Source organism: Nocardia sp. NBC_01327, from assembly GCF_035958815.1.
Taxonomy (GTDB): Bacteria; Actinomycetota; Actinomycetes; order Mycobacteriales; family Mycobacteriaceae; genus Nocardia.
The window spans coordinates 7,796,877-7,813,215 of the sequence record NZ_CP108383.1 but is presented as its reverse complement, the minus strand read 5'-3'; the positions used below and the strand labels follow the sequence as shown (position 1 = coordinate 7,813,215).

The window sequence follows — 16,339 nt, the reverse complement described above, 5'->3', positions numbered from 1 at the left end:
GCTCCTCCTCCCCGCGCCTCAAGCCTCTACCGGTGGAGATCTGGGTACTGGTGGGGGCGGCCTTCACCATTGCCATCGGATTCGGACTCGTCGCTCCCGCGCTGCCGCAGTTCGCCCGGAGCTTCGGCGTCGGAGTCGCGGCGGCCTCCTTCATCGTCAGCGCCTTCGCCCTGATGCGGTTGCTGTTCGCGCCGCTGGGCGGGCGGCTGGTGCAGCGGCTGGGGGAGCGGCCGGTGTATCTGACCGGTCTGATCATCGTGGCCATCTCCACCGGCGCTTGCGCTTTCGCGCAGACCTATTGGCAGCTGCTGATATTGCGGTCGCTCGGTGGTATCGGGTCCACCATGTTCACGGTGTCCTCGCTGGCGCTGGTGATTCGCATCTCGCCGCCGCTGGAGCGCGGGCGGGTGTCGGGGGTGTACTCGACCAGCTTTCTGATCGGCTCGATCAGTGGGCCGCTGGTCGGTGGCGCGCTGTCCTTCCTGGGGTTGCGGGCGCCGTTCATCATCTACTGCTGTGCGCTGCTGGTGGCCAGTTTCATCGTGTATGCGGCGCTGCGGAATTCGCATTTGGCGGTGCCGGAGGCCGCGAGCGGTACGGCGGTCATGACCTTCCGGGAGGCGCTCGCCAAATCGCAGTATCGGGCGGCGCTGTGGTCGAACTTCGGCAATGGCGCGGCCGTATTCGGTGTGCGAATGGCGTTGGTGCCGCTCATCGTGGTGGAGGTGTTGAAGGAGGATGCGGGGCTGGCCGGTATTGCCCTGACCGTTTTCGCGGCGGGCAATGCGTCGGTGCTGTTCCTGTCGGGGCGCTGGTCGGATCGGCTGGGCCGCAGGCCCTTCCTGATCGCGGGCACGCTGATCTGCGCGATCGGGACCGCGGGACTGGGTCTCGCGCAGACGTTCCCGTGGTTGCTGGTGGCGTCCTGTATCGCGGGGATCGGCTCCGGCATGTTCTCCCCGGCTCTGCAAGCCGCGGTGGCGGATATCGTGGGCCCGGGGGTGCGGGGCGGGCCGGTGCTCGCGGGGTATCAGATGTCCGCGGATCTGGGCACCTTCCTCGGGCCGTATCTGATCGGCACGCTCGCCGACCAGGTTTCCTACGGGGTGGCGCTCGGGGTCACCGGCGTCATTCTCGCCACGGCCTCGGCGGCCTGGATGGTGGTGCCGGAAACGTTGCGCCGCAAGGAACCGGCCCCGGCGTAGCGAATGCCACAGTCCGCCCGCACCCGGTATGAGTTGCGGGGGTGGGTGGGCGCGTGCGGCGGCGGTGCGGCAGAGTGTTGCGCGTGAGCGCACCGTCTTCGAAACACACCCCGCGGCCGGTATCGAGCAAAACCACGTACGCCCTAGCCGGCGTGGCGCTGGCGGTGGTCGCCCTGATCATCTTCGCGCTGTATCAGTGGAACGACAGCGGCAGCGTAGCGGTACGCGACGACGGGTACGGCCCGGTGCACAATTCCGCCGTGACGGTGGCCATGGACTCCGACGGCGCGATCGTGCTGGGTCAATCCCAGGTCGCCAAAACCATTGACGTCTACGAGGATCCGCTGTGCCCCGCCTGCGGGCAGCTGGAGAAGACCTACGGACAGGAGATCGCCAAGCAGGTCGACGAGGGCAAGCTCGCGGTGCGCTACCGCCTCGTCAACTTCCTGGACTCGCGCTCGCGCAGCAAGGACTACTCGACCCGCGCCGTAGCCGCCAACGAATGTGTGGCCCAGGCCGGCGACGGCCCCGTCTACTCCAAATTCCACACCCTCCTCTTCACCACCAAGCAGCCCGAGGAGGGCGGCCCCGACCACAGCAATCAGGACCTCGCCACCATCGCCAAAGACGCAGGCGCCACCGACGACACCCTGAAATGCATCACCACCGCCGACCGCCTCGACTCCGCCCGCAACCACGCCGAAGCCGCCATGAAGGCCCTGACCTCCGCCTCCGGCGACCGCGTAGCCACCCCCTCGGTCTTCGTCAACGACAAGAAGATCGACGTCAACAAATCCGACTGGGTCATCAACGCCACCAAGTAACCCGGACCAACGCCCCACCTGATTCGGCCACCTGCCGTCCGGACCAATGCCACAGCCCGTGTCTAAACCACGCAGCCCCGACAAGGGGTGTGCGACTTGGACACGGGCTGTTTGGTCAATACGGGCGCCCACCACGCCGATCACCCATCGATGACTGCGCGGCGCAGCCGGCTGGTGTAGTCACCGGCCCGCCGGAGAGCATCAGCGGCGACCTCCAACTCGATGAGCGCCTCGTGGAATCGCACGGGCGCAAGGACATTGGGTGGGGTGCGGCCTGTCGGGGGCGCCGGGGCGGCCGCACCCCGGGGGGAGTCGCGTGCCAGTCGCGGCTCCCGGGCATCGGGTGTGCAGGAATTGGTGGGGTGCGGCCCATCGGGGCCTCAGGAGAGCCGCACCCCGGGCAGGGAACCGAGCTGGCAGCACGGGTCCGTGGTCAGGGGTGGGAAGGGTGGGGGCTCATCGAGTTGCGGGTGGCGTAGGGCCGCGCTCGCGTCGAGGTCCTGATAGGTCTGGCCATGGGTGGCTCAGGCCTTGCGGTGTGGGGGCTGGGGCTGGGGCTTGCCGGCCCAGGGGGGTCGTGGGATTCACCGTGGGGACGGGCGGGCCGGGAGGGTGGGGATGTCGTTTTCCGGGGTGGAGCGGGAGAGCTGGGGGTGGAGTAGGACGTGGGTTTCGAGGGGGTAGGCGATGTCGGTGGTTGCGGGGGTGGGTAGGGGGGTTGGTTCTTCGGGGAGGCGGTAGGGGCGGTGGGGTGGTTTGGCGGGGGCGTCGATATCGGTGTGGGGGAAGAGGTATCGGGCGCCCTCGCGGATGGTTTCGTGGGATTCGCCGGAAGGGTCGATCCAGCGCATGCGGTCGGTGTCGGCGAGGTAGACGCGCCAGGGTTGTTTTCCGCTGTCGGCGAGGGCTTTCAGGCGGTGGTGGTGGGAGCACAGGACGGCGCGGGGGGCTGCGCTGGCCTGGGGTGCGCGGCGCATCCGCAGCGAATCGAACTGGGAGAGCAGGGTTTCGGCGGCCGGCATGGTGCAGCCGGGGAAGCGGCACAGCCCGTCGAAGGCGCGTACCTCACGCGGGGGAGCGGCCGAGAACGGCGGCGATACCTCGACCTTCGCCGCCGCGGAATTGCGCTTCGACCCCGCCGGATGAGCGCCTGGCGCACCGGAACCCGCTGCCTGGCGTGCCGCCGCGCGAAGCGCCTCGGGCGCAACCGAATCGGCGGGCACCTCGTACAGCCCGGCCGAACGTTCCCACGGCGCCATCGGAGCAGTCGGATTCCGCCGTGCCCCCGACGAGCGCGGCCCCCCGATCCGCGTCACCGTCGAGGAACTCGAGTCGGAAGTCGAGGACGCCGCCGATGAACTCGGGTCTCCGCCGCCGGCCGCCGAGCGATTCGGGTCCGTGTCGGCGCTTGCCGCGGAAGAACTCTGGTCCCCGGCGGTAGCGGCCGCCGAAGGATTCGTGTCTGCTTTGGCGTGTGCCGCCGACGGACTCGAGTCCGTGATGGCAGGTGTCACCGATGAGTTCGAGTCAGGGGCTGGGGGTGTTGTGGAGACGCCGATGCCGCGAGCGGTGGGTGATGCAGATGGGCGCGGGTGGGGAGTCGCGGGTGTGGCGGAGGGGTTCGGATCGTCTGGGGTGCGCGCCTCGGATCGACTCTGGTCGCTGGTGGCGAGTGTGATCGGTTGGCTCGGGTCGGTGGGGGTGGGTGCCGCTGATCGGGTTGGGCCGGCGGTGGGAGCGGGGGTGGTGGGGGCGAAGTATTCGGGGATTACTTGGAAGCGGGCGTGTTCGGCGAGGGTGCGGGCTAGGGCGGCGTCGACGGGGCCGAAGCCGGAGAGGAAGGCGGGGTCGTCGCGGAGGCCGAGGAGGGTTTCGGCGGACATGCCGACCTGGATGAGCGGGCGGCGGGGGGAGGCGGGGGCGCCGGCCTGGGGGCAGTTTTTGCCGTGGGTGCAACCGCAGCGGAGGCGGCCGGTGCCGTCCGCGAGTGCGACCAGCGCATCGGCGCGGCGCTGCGGCATGGTGCGCGGATCGTCTTCGCACACTTGCAGACTCATCTCGCGCAGCCGCATGGCCACGGTCTGGGCGCCGGCGGCGGGTAGCAGACCGTCGAAGACCGCCATACCGTCGTGCACCGCGCGAATTCGGACATCGCGGTCGGACTCGCGCGCCTCGCGCCGTCGCTGCTCACCCTCGGGATCGAGGCGAATCACCCAGCGCCGCGCCGTCTGCCGCAGCCGGCCCGGATCGGAGCGGGTGGCGGCCTCGATGAGCTTGGGCTCCAAGGCTTCTCGCACCTCACGCGCGAGCCCGCGCATGGCCTCAGTAATGACCTGCACCCGCGAGAGATCAATCCGCCCCGCCGCGAAGGCCAGCCGCGTCTGCGGTAGCGAATCCAGCGCCAGCCCGATATCGATGAGCGCCGCCGCCACCGCCTCGGAAACCTGCACCGCGACCGCCACTTCGGCGGCGGCGAACTCGCCGGCCCGGATCCCGCCCGGCCCGGGTTCGGCATTGCCGGCGCGATGACGGCGATACACCTCCCGAATGGCCGTGATCTCCGCTGCCTGCGCGAACGCCGCTGCGCCGTGTGCCCGTCGCAGCGCTTCGATCAGCTCCGCATCGCCCATCGCCTCCGCCTCTCCGCTATCGAACATGTGTTCGACCCTACGCCGCGAAGATCGTCGCCGCCAGCATTTGTGCAGGCGATTTGGTTTGTTCCATGCAGGTCGTGTAACTTCTTTCAAGCAAGCGGGGCACGCCTCGCGAACAAAAACTGAACATGGGGCTATGGCGCAGCTGGTAGCGCACCACACTGGCAGTGTGGGGGTCAGGGGTTCGAATCCCCTTAGCTCCACTCGAATGTTTTCTTCACCGGAACCGTCCTCTTGAGGGCGGTTTTCGTGTTTCCGGGCCCATGATGGCCACCGCCGCGAGAGTGTCCGCCGTCACAGGATCGCGTACCGCTTGGTTCGTGAGTGGTACCGGCGCACCAGTATGTGATCGAGTACTCGGGTGGGAGACGAACCTGGCGCCTTCGCCGAACACCGCGCTATCAGGCCGGCCGACGAGCGGCCCTTCAGTCCCGGAGGTCGCATCGACGACTACGGCACCTACCGGTTCGTATGCCCTGTTCCTGATTGTCGATGGTTCCACGACGAGAAGACCACCCAGGACAATCCGGGCTGGCGGCAACTGGTCGAAGCGGCGATAGCCGCACATCTCGCCGCCGAACACGAGCCTCGGACCGCCGCCGAGATCTGAAGAGTGCTGCGCTCCAGGGTATTCGGAACGACGAGCAGCCCCTGCGGCCCGAACGCCCGCTGACCGGACTGTGTTTCGGTCGCGCACGAGCGCGGGCGGCGCGATTACGCTACCGCCATGCCGTACGTCGATACCGATGGTGCCCGCGTGTTCTACACCGACTCCGGCCGCCGAGGCCTGCCGACCGTAGTCTTGGGCCACGGATTCTTCATGGATCTGTCGATGTTCGCCCCGCAGGCGGAGTTCCTGGAATCCAAGGGTTTCCGGGTGCTGTGCTGGGACGCGCGCGGCCACGGCGGCACCACCGCCGATCCGGCCACCCCCTTCAGTTATTGGGATTCGGCCCGCGATCTGCTCGCCGTCATGGATGCCGCCGAGGTCGAGCACGCGATCCTGGGCGGCATGTCCCAGGGCGGCTATGTGGCGTTGCGTGCGGCACTGCTGGCGCCGGACCGCACGGACGCACTGCTCCTGCTCGATACCGAAGCCGGTGCGTCGACCGCGGCCGAGCAGGCGGATTACCGCACCCTGTTCGATGCGTGGACCAACCCGGAGGTGCCGCTGAGCGAGCTGGCCCCCGGGCTGGCCGCCCAGCTGATCGGCGGCACACCCGCCGATCAGGCACCGTGGCGGGCCAAATGGGCAGCGAGTGACCGGCCCGCGATCCGGCAGGCGGCGTCCTGCCTGATCGAACGGGAGTCCCTGGCGGATCGCCTCGGCGAAATCACCTGCCCGGTGCTGGTTCTGCGCGGTGAATTCGACGGTTCGAGCACCGCGCAGAAGTCCGAGGCACTGGCTTCCGGCTTGCCCGCGGCCGGTGCGGTGGTGACGATCCCGGGCGCCGGCCACGCGCCGAATTGGACGGCTCCGGATCTGGTCAATGCCGCGATCGACGAATTCCTCACGCGCTGAGTGCATTCGCCGGCGCGGTGCCGGGGCTTTCGGTGACCGAAATACGCAGCGCGGCAACAAGTTCCCGATAGAGATCATCCCCGGCAAGCAACTCCTCGTGGGTCCCGCCGGCACGCAGCGCACCGTCCTCCATCAGCCAGATGGTGTCGGCGTCGATCACCGTGGAGAGCCGGTGCGCGATGGTGACCACGGCGCTGTCGCGGGCGATGCGCCGGATGATGTCCTGAACCGCCGCCTCGGTGCGCCCGTCCAGCTGTGCCGTCGCTTCGTCCAGCAGCAGCACGTCGGGTCGCCGGACGATGGCGCGCGCCAGGGCAATACGCTGACGCTGACCTCCGGAGAGGCTGGTGTGCGCAACCGGTTCATCCAATCCGCCCGGCATCCGCCGCACGGTGTCGTCCAATCCGACCGCCGCCAGCGCCGCCCAGGCCTCCGCATCGCTGGCGTCCGGATAGCGGTAGATCACATTGTCCCGCACGGTCCCGGCCAGTAGCGGCGTCTCCTGCTCGACATACCCGATGCGCGCCCGGACCCCGTCGATGCGCAAGGTGCCATAGTCCTTGTCGTCCAACAGGATTCGCCCGCTGTCCGGATCATAGAACCGCAGCATGAGCGAGAACAGCGTGGTCTTGCCCGCCCCGGACGGCCCGACGACGGCGGTGTGCCCGCGCCGCGGCACGGCCGCGCTGAGATGACGGAGCGCGGGCCGGCTGCTGCCCGGATAGGTCACCGAAACATCCTCGAAGGTCAGCACATTGCGCCCGGTCCGGTCGGTGGCATCGCCGCTCCCGGCCGAAAGATTTTCGGTGCGAATGGATTCGGCCTCGCGCAGCCGGGCCGCCGCCGCCACCCCCGACTGGAGTTGCGCCACCTGCGTGGTCATCTCACCCACGGGATCCGCGAGCTGAAATGCGTACAGCAGGAAGGCAACCAGGGTCGAGACCGCGAGTTCGCCCTGTCCGACCCGCCACGCGCCGTAGGCGAGAATGACGATAATGGCCAGCTGGATTCCGCTGCCCGCGACCGTCCAGGCCACCGCTTCGATGCGCACCGCCCGCACCGCATGCCGGGCCGAGGTCCGCGCTTCGGTGAGCACCCGCTGGGTCTCCCGCTCTTCGGAGCCACTGGATTTCACCGTGCGCAGCGCCCGGATGCCGCCTTCGAGAATTCCGCCGAGCCGCCCCACCGACTCCTGGGCCTGCCGCTGCGCAATCGCGATGGCGGGCATGAGCCAGCCCGCGAGCACCGCGATGATCAGCACCGCGGCCAGCGTGCACAGCAGCAGCGGCACATCCAGCACAGCCATCAGGATCAGCGTGCCGACCAGCGAGATGGTGCCGTTGATGAGATGAATCAGACTGGAGGACGCGGCTTCCCGCAGCAGCAGTGTGTCCGAGGTGACCCGGGTGACCAGCTCGCCCGGCGGGCGGAACTGCAGATCCGGCAGCACTCCGCGGAAGAACCGGCGCACCAGTCCGGCGCGCGCGTCGAGCACGATGTGCTCGGCAATGCGTCCCAGCAGAATCCATTCGGCCAGTCCGAAGCCGGCGCCGAGCACCAGCAGCGCGGCGAGCAGTGAGATCGGCTGCACCAGTGAGCCCGCCGTACCGACCGAATCGAGGATCCATTTGGTGGCCAGCGGTGTGGCCAGCGCCGCGGCCGTATAGCCGAATCCGAGCAGCAGAGCCAGCAGCAGGCGTCGCCGATACGGGCGCACGAAAGACCACAGCACCCGCAGATGCTGTCCGCGTCCGGTGGTGGTGGACGCAATGGTTCCGGTGTCTCGCATTTCTCTAATGGAACATAGATGTTCCATTAGAGTCAAGTTATGCACCATTTAGGGCCGCCTGATACCGTTCCGGATATGACTGCCCCCGCCGCGCGAACCGGCGTCCGAGCCCGCACCCGCGCGGCCATTCTGGATGCGGCGGCCGAGGTCCTCACGGCGACCCCGGCGGCCTCCCTCGGCCAGATCGCCACCGCCGCCGAGGTCGGCCGCACCACCCTGCACCGCTACTTCCCCGAGCGGATCGACCTGCTGCGCGCCCTCGCCCGGCACGTCACCGATCTCAGCAGCCAGGCCATCGTCCGCGCCGAGCCGATGGGCGGCACTCCGAGCGCGGCCCTGCGCCGCGTGGTGGAAGGCCAGTTCGCCCTCGGCCCGATCCTGCTGTTCGTCTACACCGAGCCGAGCCTCGCCGGTGACAGCGCACTCTGGGACGAACTCGAGCGCGGTGCCGATCCCGTGGACGCGGTGCTGGTCAGAATGCGCGAGGCGACCGGGTCCGCCCTCCCGCTGCCGTGGATCCGCCGCACCTTCTGGGCGCTGCTATATGCGGGCTGGGAGGCGGCGAAGGAGGACGGCACACCCCGTCACGAATTGGTGGACGCCATCATGACCACCCTCACCCGCGGTGTTCTCCCGGAACCTGAACCGGCATAACCGAACCCGGTAGCTCCGCGTATCCGATTGCGTACGGGCCTATTCGGGAAAACCGACGTCCACCGACGCGCTGTCGCGTTCGACGTACATCCGCCAATAGTGTTCGCCCAGTTCATTATTCGACATGCGAACGATGTCGAGACCCTCGGGAACAAGTTCCGGATTATTGTCGATGAGCTCCTCGGCGACACTGTTCCCGATCAGAACGCCGATATTCAGTACGCCCGCATAAACTCCCGTGCCGCTCAACTCCGCCGCGAGCTGCTGCACGTAGCCGTGCTGGGCCGCCAGGGCCACACCGAAATTGGACAGGTGCGGCCAGGGCGCGCGCGGTGTGGAGCCGGAGGAGAACAGCAGCGTCCCCTCGCCGCGGGCGATCATGGCGGGCGCCAGGGCGCGGGTCATGAGAATGGGCGAGTGCAGTTTGAGCGCCATGGGGACGCTCAGTCCGGCGACGTCCAGATCGAGTGTGGACGGAATGCGGTCGCCGATATTCCCGGCCGCGCCGTGCACGGCGACGTCGATCTCGCCGAAGCGCGCGCGAATCGCGCTGACGGTGTCGCGCACCTGCGCCGCGTCGGTGACATCGGTGGGAAATGCCGCGGCCTCGATTCCTTCGGCGCGCAGGTCCTTGACGTGCAGTTCGGCCTTGTCGGGGCGGCGGCCGACAACCGCCACCCGGAACCCCTCCCGGCCGAATACGCGTGCGGTGCCCATGCCGAGCCCGGGGCCGAACCCGAAGATCGCGATGGTCTTGCTCATGCGGTGCCTCACTAAGTTGAGCAGTGGTTCAAGTTGCTCCTCGACGCTAACATTAAGTTGAACCCATGCTCAAGATAATTCGAGCCCCGGATTTGTAGGATCGGCGAATGTCCTCGAACAAGCCGCTCCGCCTCGACGCGCGCCGCAATCGCGATGCGCTGGTGACCGCGGCCCGCGAGGTTTTCGCCGAACGCGGCCTCGACGCCCCGGTGAAGGAGATCGCCGCCCGCGCGGGCGTGGCCATCGGCACCCTCTACAACCGCTTCCCGACCCGTGACGAGCTGATCGCCGCCGCCGTCGAGGACCGCATCGAGTCCGGCGGCCGAATTGCCGAGCAGGCCTTGCTGATCGACGACCCGTGGGAGTCCTTCACCTACCTGGTGGAGAAGGTCTGCGAATTGCAGGCCGGCGACCGCCTGCTCAATGAACTCGCGGTCCGCGCCGCCCCGAGCGCGGCCATCGCCCGCGCGCGTGAGGACGGTCATGGGAAGATGCGCGAAATCGTCACCCGCGCACAGCAAGCCGGAGTACTGCGCGCCGACTGGGTACTCGAGGACATCGCCTTCATCACCTGGGCGCACACCCGGATCGTCGAGGCGACGGGAACGCTGGCCCCCGACGCCTGGCGCCGCCATCTCGCCTTCGTCTTCGACGGCCTGCGCGCCGCGGCCGCACATCCGCTGCCGGTCCCGCCGATCACCGAGGAGCAGCTCATGGATGCGCTCGGAGCGGGCTCGGAGCCATCCTGACCACTGCGGGGCTATGGTGAACGGGTGGGTGTCATCGGTGAACTATTCCCGGGCAAGAAACTCGACGACGAGGGCAGTGGCGACAGCGACGGTCAGGGCCATCGCCCGCGCATGGACGTCGACCTGGATGCCGGAGTGATCCGGCTGGCCCCGTCGAAGCCCGCCGCCGATTCGGCGGCAGCAGCCGAATCGGATGCCACCGCCGAATGATTCGTGCCCAGCATCGACGCGATGTCGGTGCTGGTGGTCGGTGCGCCGTCGCGGTACCAGTGGCCCGCGGTCGGCGATTGCGCCGGGGCATGGAGGCAGACGATCTTGTCCGCATAGGGGGACAGACCGCTCAGCGCCTGCCGCCCAGCGACCGGGACGGCGACGGCGACCCGAATGGCTCCGTGCATGCGCGCCATCCGGCAGGCATCACGCACTGTGCCCGCCTCGGTGAGACATTCGTCCACGATGACGACGGTGCGATCCTCCAGGCTCAGCCGCGGATATTCACCGCGGAAACTGAAAGCGCTGTGGCGCAGGATCTTCGATTGCAGCTGCTCGGTGTGTTCGCGTTCCTCGTCGCAGAGCTCCCCGCGCGCCACGGCGGCGGTATCGATCAGCAGGGTGTGCTCCTCGCCGAGCAGCCCGTAGACGAGATCGGGGCACCGGGCCACAGCCAGCGGTTGCACCAGGATCACATCCAGCAGTACGCGCAGCCGGGCCGCGATTTCGTGCGCGACCCGGACCCCGCCGCCGGGTAGGGCGAGGACGACCACATCATGGCCGCGAAAGGCCGACAGCAGTCCGGCCAACTGCCGGCCCGCGTCATTGCGGTCCATGAACGGCGGCATTCGTTTCCCCGACTGTGAATGTCAGCCCGTTGTCGACGACGAGCGCAGCCGGGGTATTCGATGATCGTGCACGCCAGGGTTATTCGGCCGGAGGCGGGCCGTGGACGGTGAATGCGAGAGGGAGACCGTCTGCTCAGGAACCGTCGTCATCAGATGCCCTCTCCAGTGAGCTGCCACGGTTCGTGAGCTTGGTGAACAGACTCATAGCAGGCAGAGCTCCAGTGTACGCCCGATCGGCCACCTGGCCTCGGCATTCACCGTAGGATCGGCCGGCGCCCGCAGGGGACGCCGGCCGAATCCGGTTGCCGCGCAGCGGCCGAGTCGAGGCGCCGCGCAGCGGCCGAGTCGAATCAGTTCACGGTTTCAGGAATGTGGCGGCGATTCCCCAGAACCGGTCGCGGTCCACCGAATGGAAATCCCACGTCTCGGCGATTTGATGGGTTGCGCTGACGATGCCGGATACGTCGAAATCGTCGCGGGTAGCAGTGCCCTTGTCCTCGAGGGCGGCGATGACGTATGCGGTGGCGGTCTCCACACTGTGGGGCAGCACGCAAGGCTCCAATCGGTCGTCGGAATGAGGTTGCGGTGTAAGGGACTACGGCTTCGGATCGGAGAGAATGTCCTCGTATCGGTACTCGGTGGGTATGGCTGTTCCCGTCGCGTGTGCCTGCTCCTCGCGGTGGCGCAGGTCGACGCGGCGAATCTTGCCGGAGATGGTTTTCGGTAGCTCGGTGAACTCCACGCGGCGCACCCGTAGGTAGGGCGCGAGGTGGTCGCGGGCGTAGTCGAGGATGGCGCGGGCGGTTTCGCGATCGGGTTCCCAACCGGCGGCGAGTGAAACATACGCCTTGGGCACCGCGAGGCGAGTGTCGTCGGGGGCTGGGACGACCGCTGCTTCGACCACGGCTGGGTGCTCGATCAGCACGCTTTCCAGCTCGAACGGCGACACCTTGTAGTCGGAGGACTTGAAGACGTCGTCGGTGCGGCCGATATAGGTGATATATCCGTCGTCGTCGCGTGAGGCGACATCACCGGAGTGGTAGAAGCCCCCCGCCGTGACAGCGGCATTGCGTTCCGGATCGCCCAAATATCCGGTCATCAGGTTGACCGGAGTGTAGCCCAGGTCGAGGCAGATTTCGCCCTCATCAGCGAGTTCTCCGGTGAGGGGATCCACCAGTATGACGGGCACTCCGGGGGCCGGTCGGCCCATGGAACCGGGCTTGACCTGCTGTCCCGGCATATTGCCCACCTGCAGCGTGGTCTCGGTCTGTCCGAAGCCGTCACGAATGGTCAGTCCCCACGCCTTCTCGACCTGGGTGATCACATCCGGATTGAGAGGCTCACCGGCGCCGAGGATTTCGCGCAGACCGGCCGGTCGCTCGCCGAGATCGGACTGAATCAGCATGCGCCACACCGTCGGTGGCGCGCAGAACGTGTTCACCTGCGCCCGGCGCAATTGCTCCAGCAGCGCCGCCGCGTCGAAACGACCGTAGTTGTAGACGAATACGGTCGCCTCGGCCAGCCAGGGCGCGAAGAAGCAGCTCCAGGCGTGCTTGGCCCAGCCGGGTGCGCTGATGGCCAGATGGACGTCGCCGGGGCGCACCCCGATCCAGTACATGGTGGTCAGATGGCCGACCGGATAGCTGATCTGCGAGTGCTGCACCATTTTCGGCTTGCTGGTGGTGCCGGAGGTGAAGTACACCAGCAGCGGATCGTCCACCGCGGTGACGGCGGTGAACGGACCGCTGGACTCCACCGTCGCGCTATCGCCGTAGGAGTGCCAGCCGGATACCGTCTCGCCCACCGCGATTCGACGGTAGTCACCGGGCACCTCGGCGAACTTGGCGGTATCGGCGGCATTGACGAGGACGAATCCCGCACCGCCCCGGCCGATCCGGTCGGCGAGATCCTCCGGGCCGAGCGCGGCGGTGGTCGGCATGATGACCGCGCCGAGCTTGGCCACCGCCAGCATGGCCTCCCAGAGTTCGGCCTGATTGCCGAGCATGAGCATGACCCGGTCGCCCTTGCCGACGCCGAGCCCGGCCAGCCAGGTCGCCACTCGATCCGAGCGCGTGGCCATCTCGTCGAAGGTGATGCGCTGCTCGTCGCCGTTCTGCTCGACGATCCACAGCGCGGTGCGGTCGTTACCGCGGGCGATGACGTCGAACCAGTCGGTCGCCCAGTTGAATATGCCGGTCAGCCGCGGCCATTCGAAGGTGTCCACCGCCGTGCGGTAATCGGTCGCGGCCGCGACGAGCTGGTCGCGGGCGGCCCGGTAGGCCCGGGTATTGGCGCTGTACGACTCGGTCATGCCTGCTCCTCGGTGGACTGCCCGAGCAGCCGCACGGCGACCTCGCGCATCTCGATCTTGCGGATCTTGCCGGTGACGGTCATCGGGAATTCGTCCACGACGTGCACGTACCGGGGAATCTTGTAGTGGGCCAGCTGCCCGGTGCAGAATGCGCGCAGTGTTTCGGGGGTGAGCGGGGTCGCGTTCTCGCGCATGCGAATCCACACCATCAGTTCCTCGCCGTACTTGGCGTCGGGCACCCCGATCACCTGGGCGTCGAGAATGTCGGGATGGCTGTAGAGGAACTCCTCGATCTCGCGCGGGTAGATGTTCTCGCCGCCGCGAATGACCATGTCCTTGATGCGCCCGGTGACCGCGATGTACCCGTCGGCGTCCATGGCGCCGAGATCGCCGGTGTGCATCCAGCGGGCGGAATCGATGGCCTCCGTGGTCTTCTCGGGATCGTTCCAGTAGCCGAGCATGACGGAGTAGCCGCGGGTGCACAGCTCACCGGTGCTGCCGCGCGGTACGGTCCGCCCCGTGACCGGGTCGACGATCTTGATCTCCAGATGCGGTCCGGCCCGGCCTACGGTGGCGGTGCGCTGCTCGACGGTGTCGCCGGCGCGGGTCTGCGTGCTGACCGGGGATGTTTCGGTCATGCCGTAGCAGATGCTCACCTCGCGCATGCCCATGCGCTCGATGACCTGCTTCATCACCTCGATCGGGCAGGGTGATCCGGCCATGATCCCGGTGCGCAGACTGGACAGATCGTAGGAGTCGAATTCCGGATCGGCGAGCTCGGCGATGAACATGGTCGGCACCCCGTACAGCGAGGTGCAGCGTTCGGCGGCAACGGCTTCCAGGGTGGCGCGCGGCTCGAAGGAGGGCGCCGGAATGATCATGGCCGCGCCGTGACTGGTCGCGGCCAGATTCCCCATCACCATGCCGAAGCAGTGATAAAAGGGAACGGGAATGCAGATGCGGTCCTGTTCGGTGTAACCGCACAGCTCGCCGACGAAGTAGCCGTTGTTCAGAATATTGTGGTGGCTGAGGGTGGCGCCCTTGGGGAATCCCGTTGTGCCCGAGGTGTACTGGATATTGATCGGATCGTCGGCCGAGAGCGCCGACTGCGCGAGCGTCAGCTGCTCCGGATCGCCGGCCCGGCCGGTCTCGAACAGTCGCCGCCACCGCGGGCTGTCCAGGAGCACTACCTGTTCCAGGTCCGGGCAGTCCGGCCGCACCTCGTCGATCATGGCCGCGTAGTCGGAGGTCTTGAAGGCGGGCGCGGCGATCAGCGTGTGAACCCCGGCCTGGCCCAGCACATATCGCAGCTCGTGTGCGCGATAGGCGGGATTGATGTTCACCAGGATCGCGCCGATCTTGGCCGCGGCGTACTGCGTCAGTGTCCACTGCGGGCAGTTCGGCGCCCAGATGCCGATCCGGTCGCCCTTGCCGAGCCCGGTGGCCAGCAGCCCGAGCGCCAGTGCGTCCACCTCCGCGGCGAACTCGCGATAGGTCCACCGGATGCCGGTGGTGTAGTCGATCAAGGCCTCGCGGTCCGGGAACCGCGCGACCGTGCGATCGAGGTTCGTGCCGATGGTATCGCCGAGCAGCGGCGTGTCCCAGACCCCGAAGGAATAGCTCACCGGCGGGAGCCGGTCCATGCTCATGCTCACCTAGCTAGGATTCACGTCACACTCAGGCACCGACTACCCCCGGAAAGGGGTACCCGATGAACCAGACCCCCGAGGGGCTGCTGCGTCCGCGTGACAGCGACGTGCTGCGGTCCGAGCTGCGGCAGCTCGCCGCGCTGTCCAAGGCGCCGGTGGTCTTCGGCGGCGCGGTGCATGCGGGCACGCTGGTGCTCAGCGAGTTCGTGGGGACGCGAACGAACCGGATGCGGGGGCTGGCGGTGGCTCCGAGCTCCGGACTGGGCGGCAGCGCGGTGGCCACCGGCAGGCCGCGCTCCGTGGCGGACTATCGATCGGCCTCGACGATCACGCATCACTATGACGGCGCGGTGCTCGGCGAGGGCTTGCGCGCGGTGGTCGCGGTGCCCGTTGTGGTGAGCGGTGAGGCGCGTGCGGTGCTCTATGTCGCGAATCGGGAGTCCGGTCCGATCGGGGACCGGATCGCCGATGAAATGGTGCAGGCCGGACGCCGGTTGAGCGTGGAACTCGCGATTCGCGATGAGGTGGACCGGCGGGTCCGGCTGCGCCTGGCGCACGACGGGCAGCAGGCCCAGCCGCTGTCCGGTGCGGATGCGATGGTCACCGAACAGCTCCGGGATCTGCACGCGGAATTGCGCGGCATCACCCCCACCGTCTCGGATGCGCAGGCGCGCAGCAAATTACGGGATGTCACGGAGCGATTGGCACGATTGGTATCCGGCGTGGCGGACCCGGATCGGGAGGTGACGCTGGCGCCCCGGGAACTCGACGTGCTCGCCCAGATCGCGCTGGGCTGTACGAATATCGAAGCGGCGCTGCGGCTTTCATTGCGCGCCGAGACGGTCAAGAGCTATTTGCGCAGTGCCATGACCAAACTCGGCGCGCATACCCGGCACGAAGCGGTGGTACGAGCCCGCCGCCTGGGCTTATTGCCCTGAGTTCCAGCCCTGCCTAAATTTCAGCGGGCTGCATATGGCGGATGGTGTCCCCGCCCTTGGTGTGATGTAGCCGGCCGAATCGGCTGTCCAGCAGGTGGGCCATGCTTTCGGCGGCGCCGATATACGCCTCTTCGACGGTCGCGGCGCGGTGGCGGACCGCCACGGGAGGCTGCCCCTTGGGTCGCGCCTCGAGATTGCACTGTTTGTCTTCCGATCCGCCCTTGTGGCCGTTCACATCCGTGATGTGGGCCTCGACGCGGGTGAGATGGTCCGCGTAATAGGTCAGGATCGATCCGATGGTGTCCTGCGCCTGCTCGATGAGGGGCGCGCTGCCGCCGATGTGCTTGTCGGCGAAGACCTGGATTTGCATGGCATCTCCAAACTCTGGAATAGCCGAGTACTTGCTGACGTCTCCGACACTACCCGCTCTCCGGCCGATCGGT

At 67.7% G+C, this 16,339-nt stretch carries 15 protein-coding genes and 1 tRNA gene; 8 read left to right on the top strand and 8 right to left on the bottom strand.

Annotated features, from left to right (window positions below):
* Nucleotides 1-32 precede the first annotated feature (32 nt).
* Together OG326_RS36135 and OG326_RS36130 are read left to right on the top strand one after the other, a co-directional pair.
* Entirely contained in the window at nucleotides 33-1,205 is a 1,173-nt protein-coding gene (locus OG326_RS36135) for an MFS transporter (protein WP_327141604.1), read from the top strand.
* A gap of 83 nt (nucleotides 1,206-1,288) precedes the next feature.
* On the top strand, nucleotides 1,289-2,029 hold the full coding sequence (locus OG326_RS36130) for a DsbA family protein (protein ID WP_327141603.1): 741 nt from the start codon (nucleotides 1,289-1,291) through the stop codon (nucleotides 2,027-2,029).
* Nucleotides 2,030-2,613: 584 nt separating this feature from the next.
* Here OG326_RS36130 and OG326_RS36125 read toward each other — a convergent pair.
* Entirely contained in the window at nucleotides 2,614-4,686 is a 2,073-nt protein-coding gene (locus OG326_RS36125) for a DUF222 domain-containing protein (RefSeq protein WP_327141602.1), read from the bottom strand.
* 127 nt (nucleotides 4,687-4,813) lie between these two features.
* Here OG326_RS36125 and OG326_RS36120 point away from each other — a divergent pair.
* The 3 genes from OG326_RS36120 to OG326_RS36110 all read left to right on the top strand — a co-directional run bounded on the left by OG326_RS36120 (nucleotide 4,814) and on the right by OG326_RS36110 (nucleotide 6,205).
* Nucleotides 4,814-4,886, top strand: a tRNA-Ala gene (locus tag OG326_RS36120).
* Nucleotides 4,887-5,044: 158 nt separating this feature from the next.
* Nucleotides 5,045-5,293: a hypothetical protein gene (locus tag OG326_RS36115; RefSeq protein ID WP_327141601.1), complete on the top strand. Its 249-nt coding sequence runs from the start codon at nucleotides 5,045-5,047 to the stop codon at nucleotides 5,291-5,293.
* A 117-nt stretch (nucleotides 5,294-5,410) separates the two neighbouring features.
* Nucleotides 5,411-6,205 carry an alpha/beta fold hydrolase gene (locus tag OG326_RS36110; protein WP_327141600.1) on the top strand — a complete coding sequence of 265 codons (795 nt, stop codon included), beginning with the start codon at nucleotides 5,411-5,413 and terminating at the stop codon, nucleotides 6,203-6,205.
* Here OG326_RS36110 and OG326_RS36105 read toward each other — a convergent pair.
* Entirely contained in the window at nucleotides 6,195-7,994 is a 1,800-nt protein-coding gene (locus tag OG326_RS36105) for an ABC transporter ATP-binding protein (RefSeq protein ID WP_327141599.1), read from the bottom strand. The genes OG326_RS36110 and OG326_RS36105 overlap by 11 nt on opposite strands.
* A 75-nt stretch (nucleotides 7,995-8,069) precedes the next feature.
* Here OG326_RS36105 and OG326_RS36100 point away from each other — a divergent pair, with 75 nt between their 5' ends.
* Entirely contained in the window at nucleotides 8,070-8,648 is a 579-nt protein-coding gene (locus tag OG326_RS36100) for a TetR/AcrR family transcriptional regulator (protein WP_327141598.1), read from the top strand.
* Nucleotides 8,649-8,687: 39 nt separating this feature from the next.
* Here OG326_RS36100 and OG326_RS36095 read toward each other — a convergent pair whose 3' ends face one another.
* A complete protein-coding gene (locus tag OG326_RS36095) occupies nucleotides 8,688-9,410 on the bottom strand; it encodes an SDR family NAD(P)-dependent oxidoreductase (RefSeq protein ID WP_327141597.1) in 723 nt (240 codons plus the stop codon).
* Between the two features lie 107 nt (nucleotides 9,411-9,517).
* Between OG326_RS36095 and OG326_RS36090 the strand changes: the two genes are divergently transcribed.
* On the top strand, nucleotides 9,518-10,159 hold the full coding sequence (locus OG326_RS36090; RefSeq protein ID WP_327141596.1) for a TetR/AcrR family transcriptional regulator: 642 nt from the start codon (nucleotides 9,518-9,520) through the stop codon (nucleotides 10,157-10,159).
* A 92-nt stretch (nucleotides 10,160-10,251) separates the two neighbouring features.
* On the opposite strand, the gene OG326_RS36085 is transcribed toward OG326_RS36090, so the two are convergent.
* The 4 genes from OG326_RS36085 to OG326_RS36070 all read right to left on the bottom strand — a co-directional run bounded on the left by OG326_RS36085 (nucleotide 10,252) and on the right by OG326_RS36070 (nucleotide 14,958).
* The gene (locus OG326_RS36085; protein ID WP_327141595.1) at nucleotides 10,252-10,986 is read right to left on the bottom strand and encodes a phosphoribosyltransferase; all 735 of its coding nucleotides are present in this window, start codon (nucleotides 10,984-10,986) and stop codon (nucleotides 10,252-10,254) included.
* Nucleotides 10,987-11,353: 367 nt separating this feature from the next.
* Nucleotides 11,354-11,548 carry a hypothetical protein gene (locus tag OG326_RS36080; protein ID WP_297614420.1) on the bottom strand — a complete coding sequence of 65 codons (195 nt, stop codon included), beginning with the start codon at nucleotides 11,546-11,548 and terminating at the stop codon, nucleotides 11,354-11,356.
* A 45-nt stretch (nucleotides 11,549-11,593) separates the two neighbouring features.
* Complete coding sequence (locus OG326_RS36075; RefSeq protein WP_327141594.1) at nucleotides 11,594-13,309, bottom strand: AMP-binding protein; 1,716 nt, start codon at nucleotides 13,307-13,309, stop codon at nucleotides 11,594-11,596.
* Nucleotides 13,306-14,958 carry an AMP-binding protein gene (locus OG326_RS36070; RefSeq protein ID WP_327146685.1) on the bottom strand — a complete coding sequence of 551 codons (1,653 nt, stop codon included), beginning with the start codon at nucleotides 14,956-14,958 and terminating at the stop codon, nucleotides 13,306-13,308. Before OG326_RS36070 ends, OG326_RS36075 begins: the two co-directional genes overlap by 4 nt.
* Nucleotides 14,959-15,020: 62 nt before the next feature.
* Between OG326_RS36070 and OG326_RS36065 the strand changes: the two genes are divergently transcribed.
* On the top strand, nucleotides 15,021-15,896 hold the full coding sequence (locus tag OG326_RS36065; protein WP_327141593.1) for a helix-turn-helix transcriptional regulator: 876 nt from the start codon (nucleotides 15,021-15,023) through the stop codon (nucleotides 15,894-15,896).
* Between the two features lie 13 nt (nucleotides 15,897-15,909).
* On the opposite strand, the gene OG326_RS36060 is transcribed toward OG326_RS36065, so the two are convergent.
* Nucleotides 15,910-16,266 (bottom strand): ribosomal subunit interface protein, encoded by a 357-nt coding sequence (locus OG326_RS36060; RefSeq protein ID WP_327141592.1) that lies wholly within the window; start codon nucleotides 16,264-16,266, stop codon nucleotides 15,910-15,912.
* Nucleotides 16,267-16,339 lie beyond the last annotated feature (73 nt).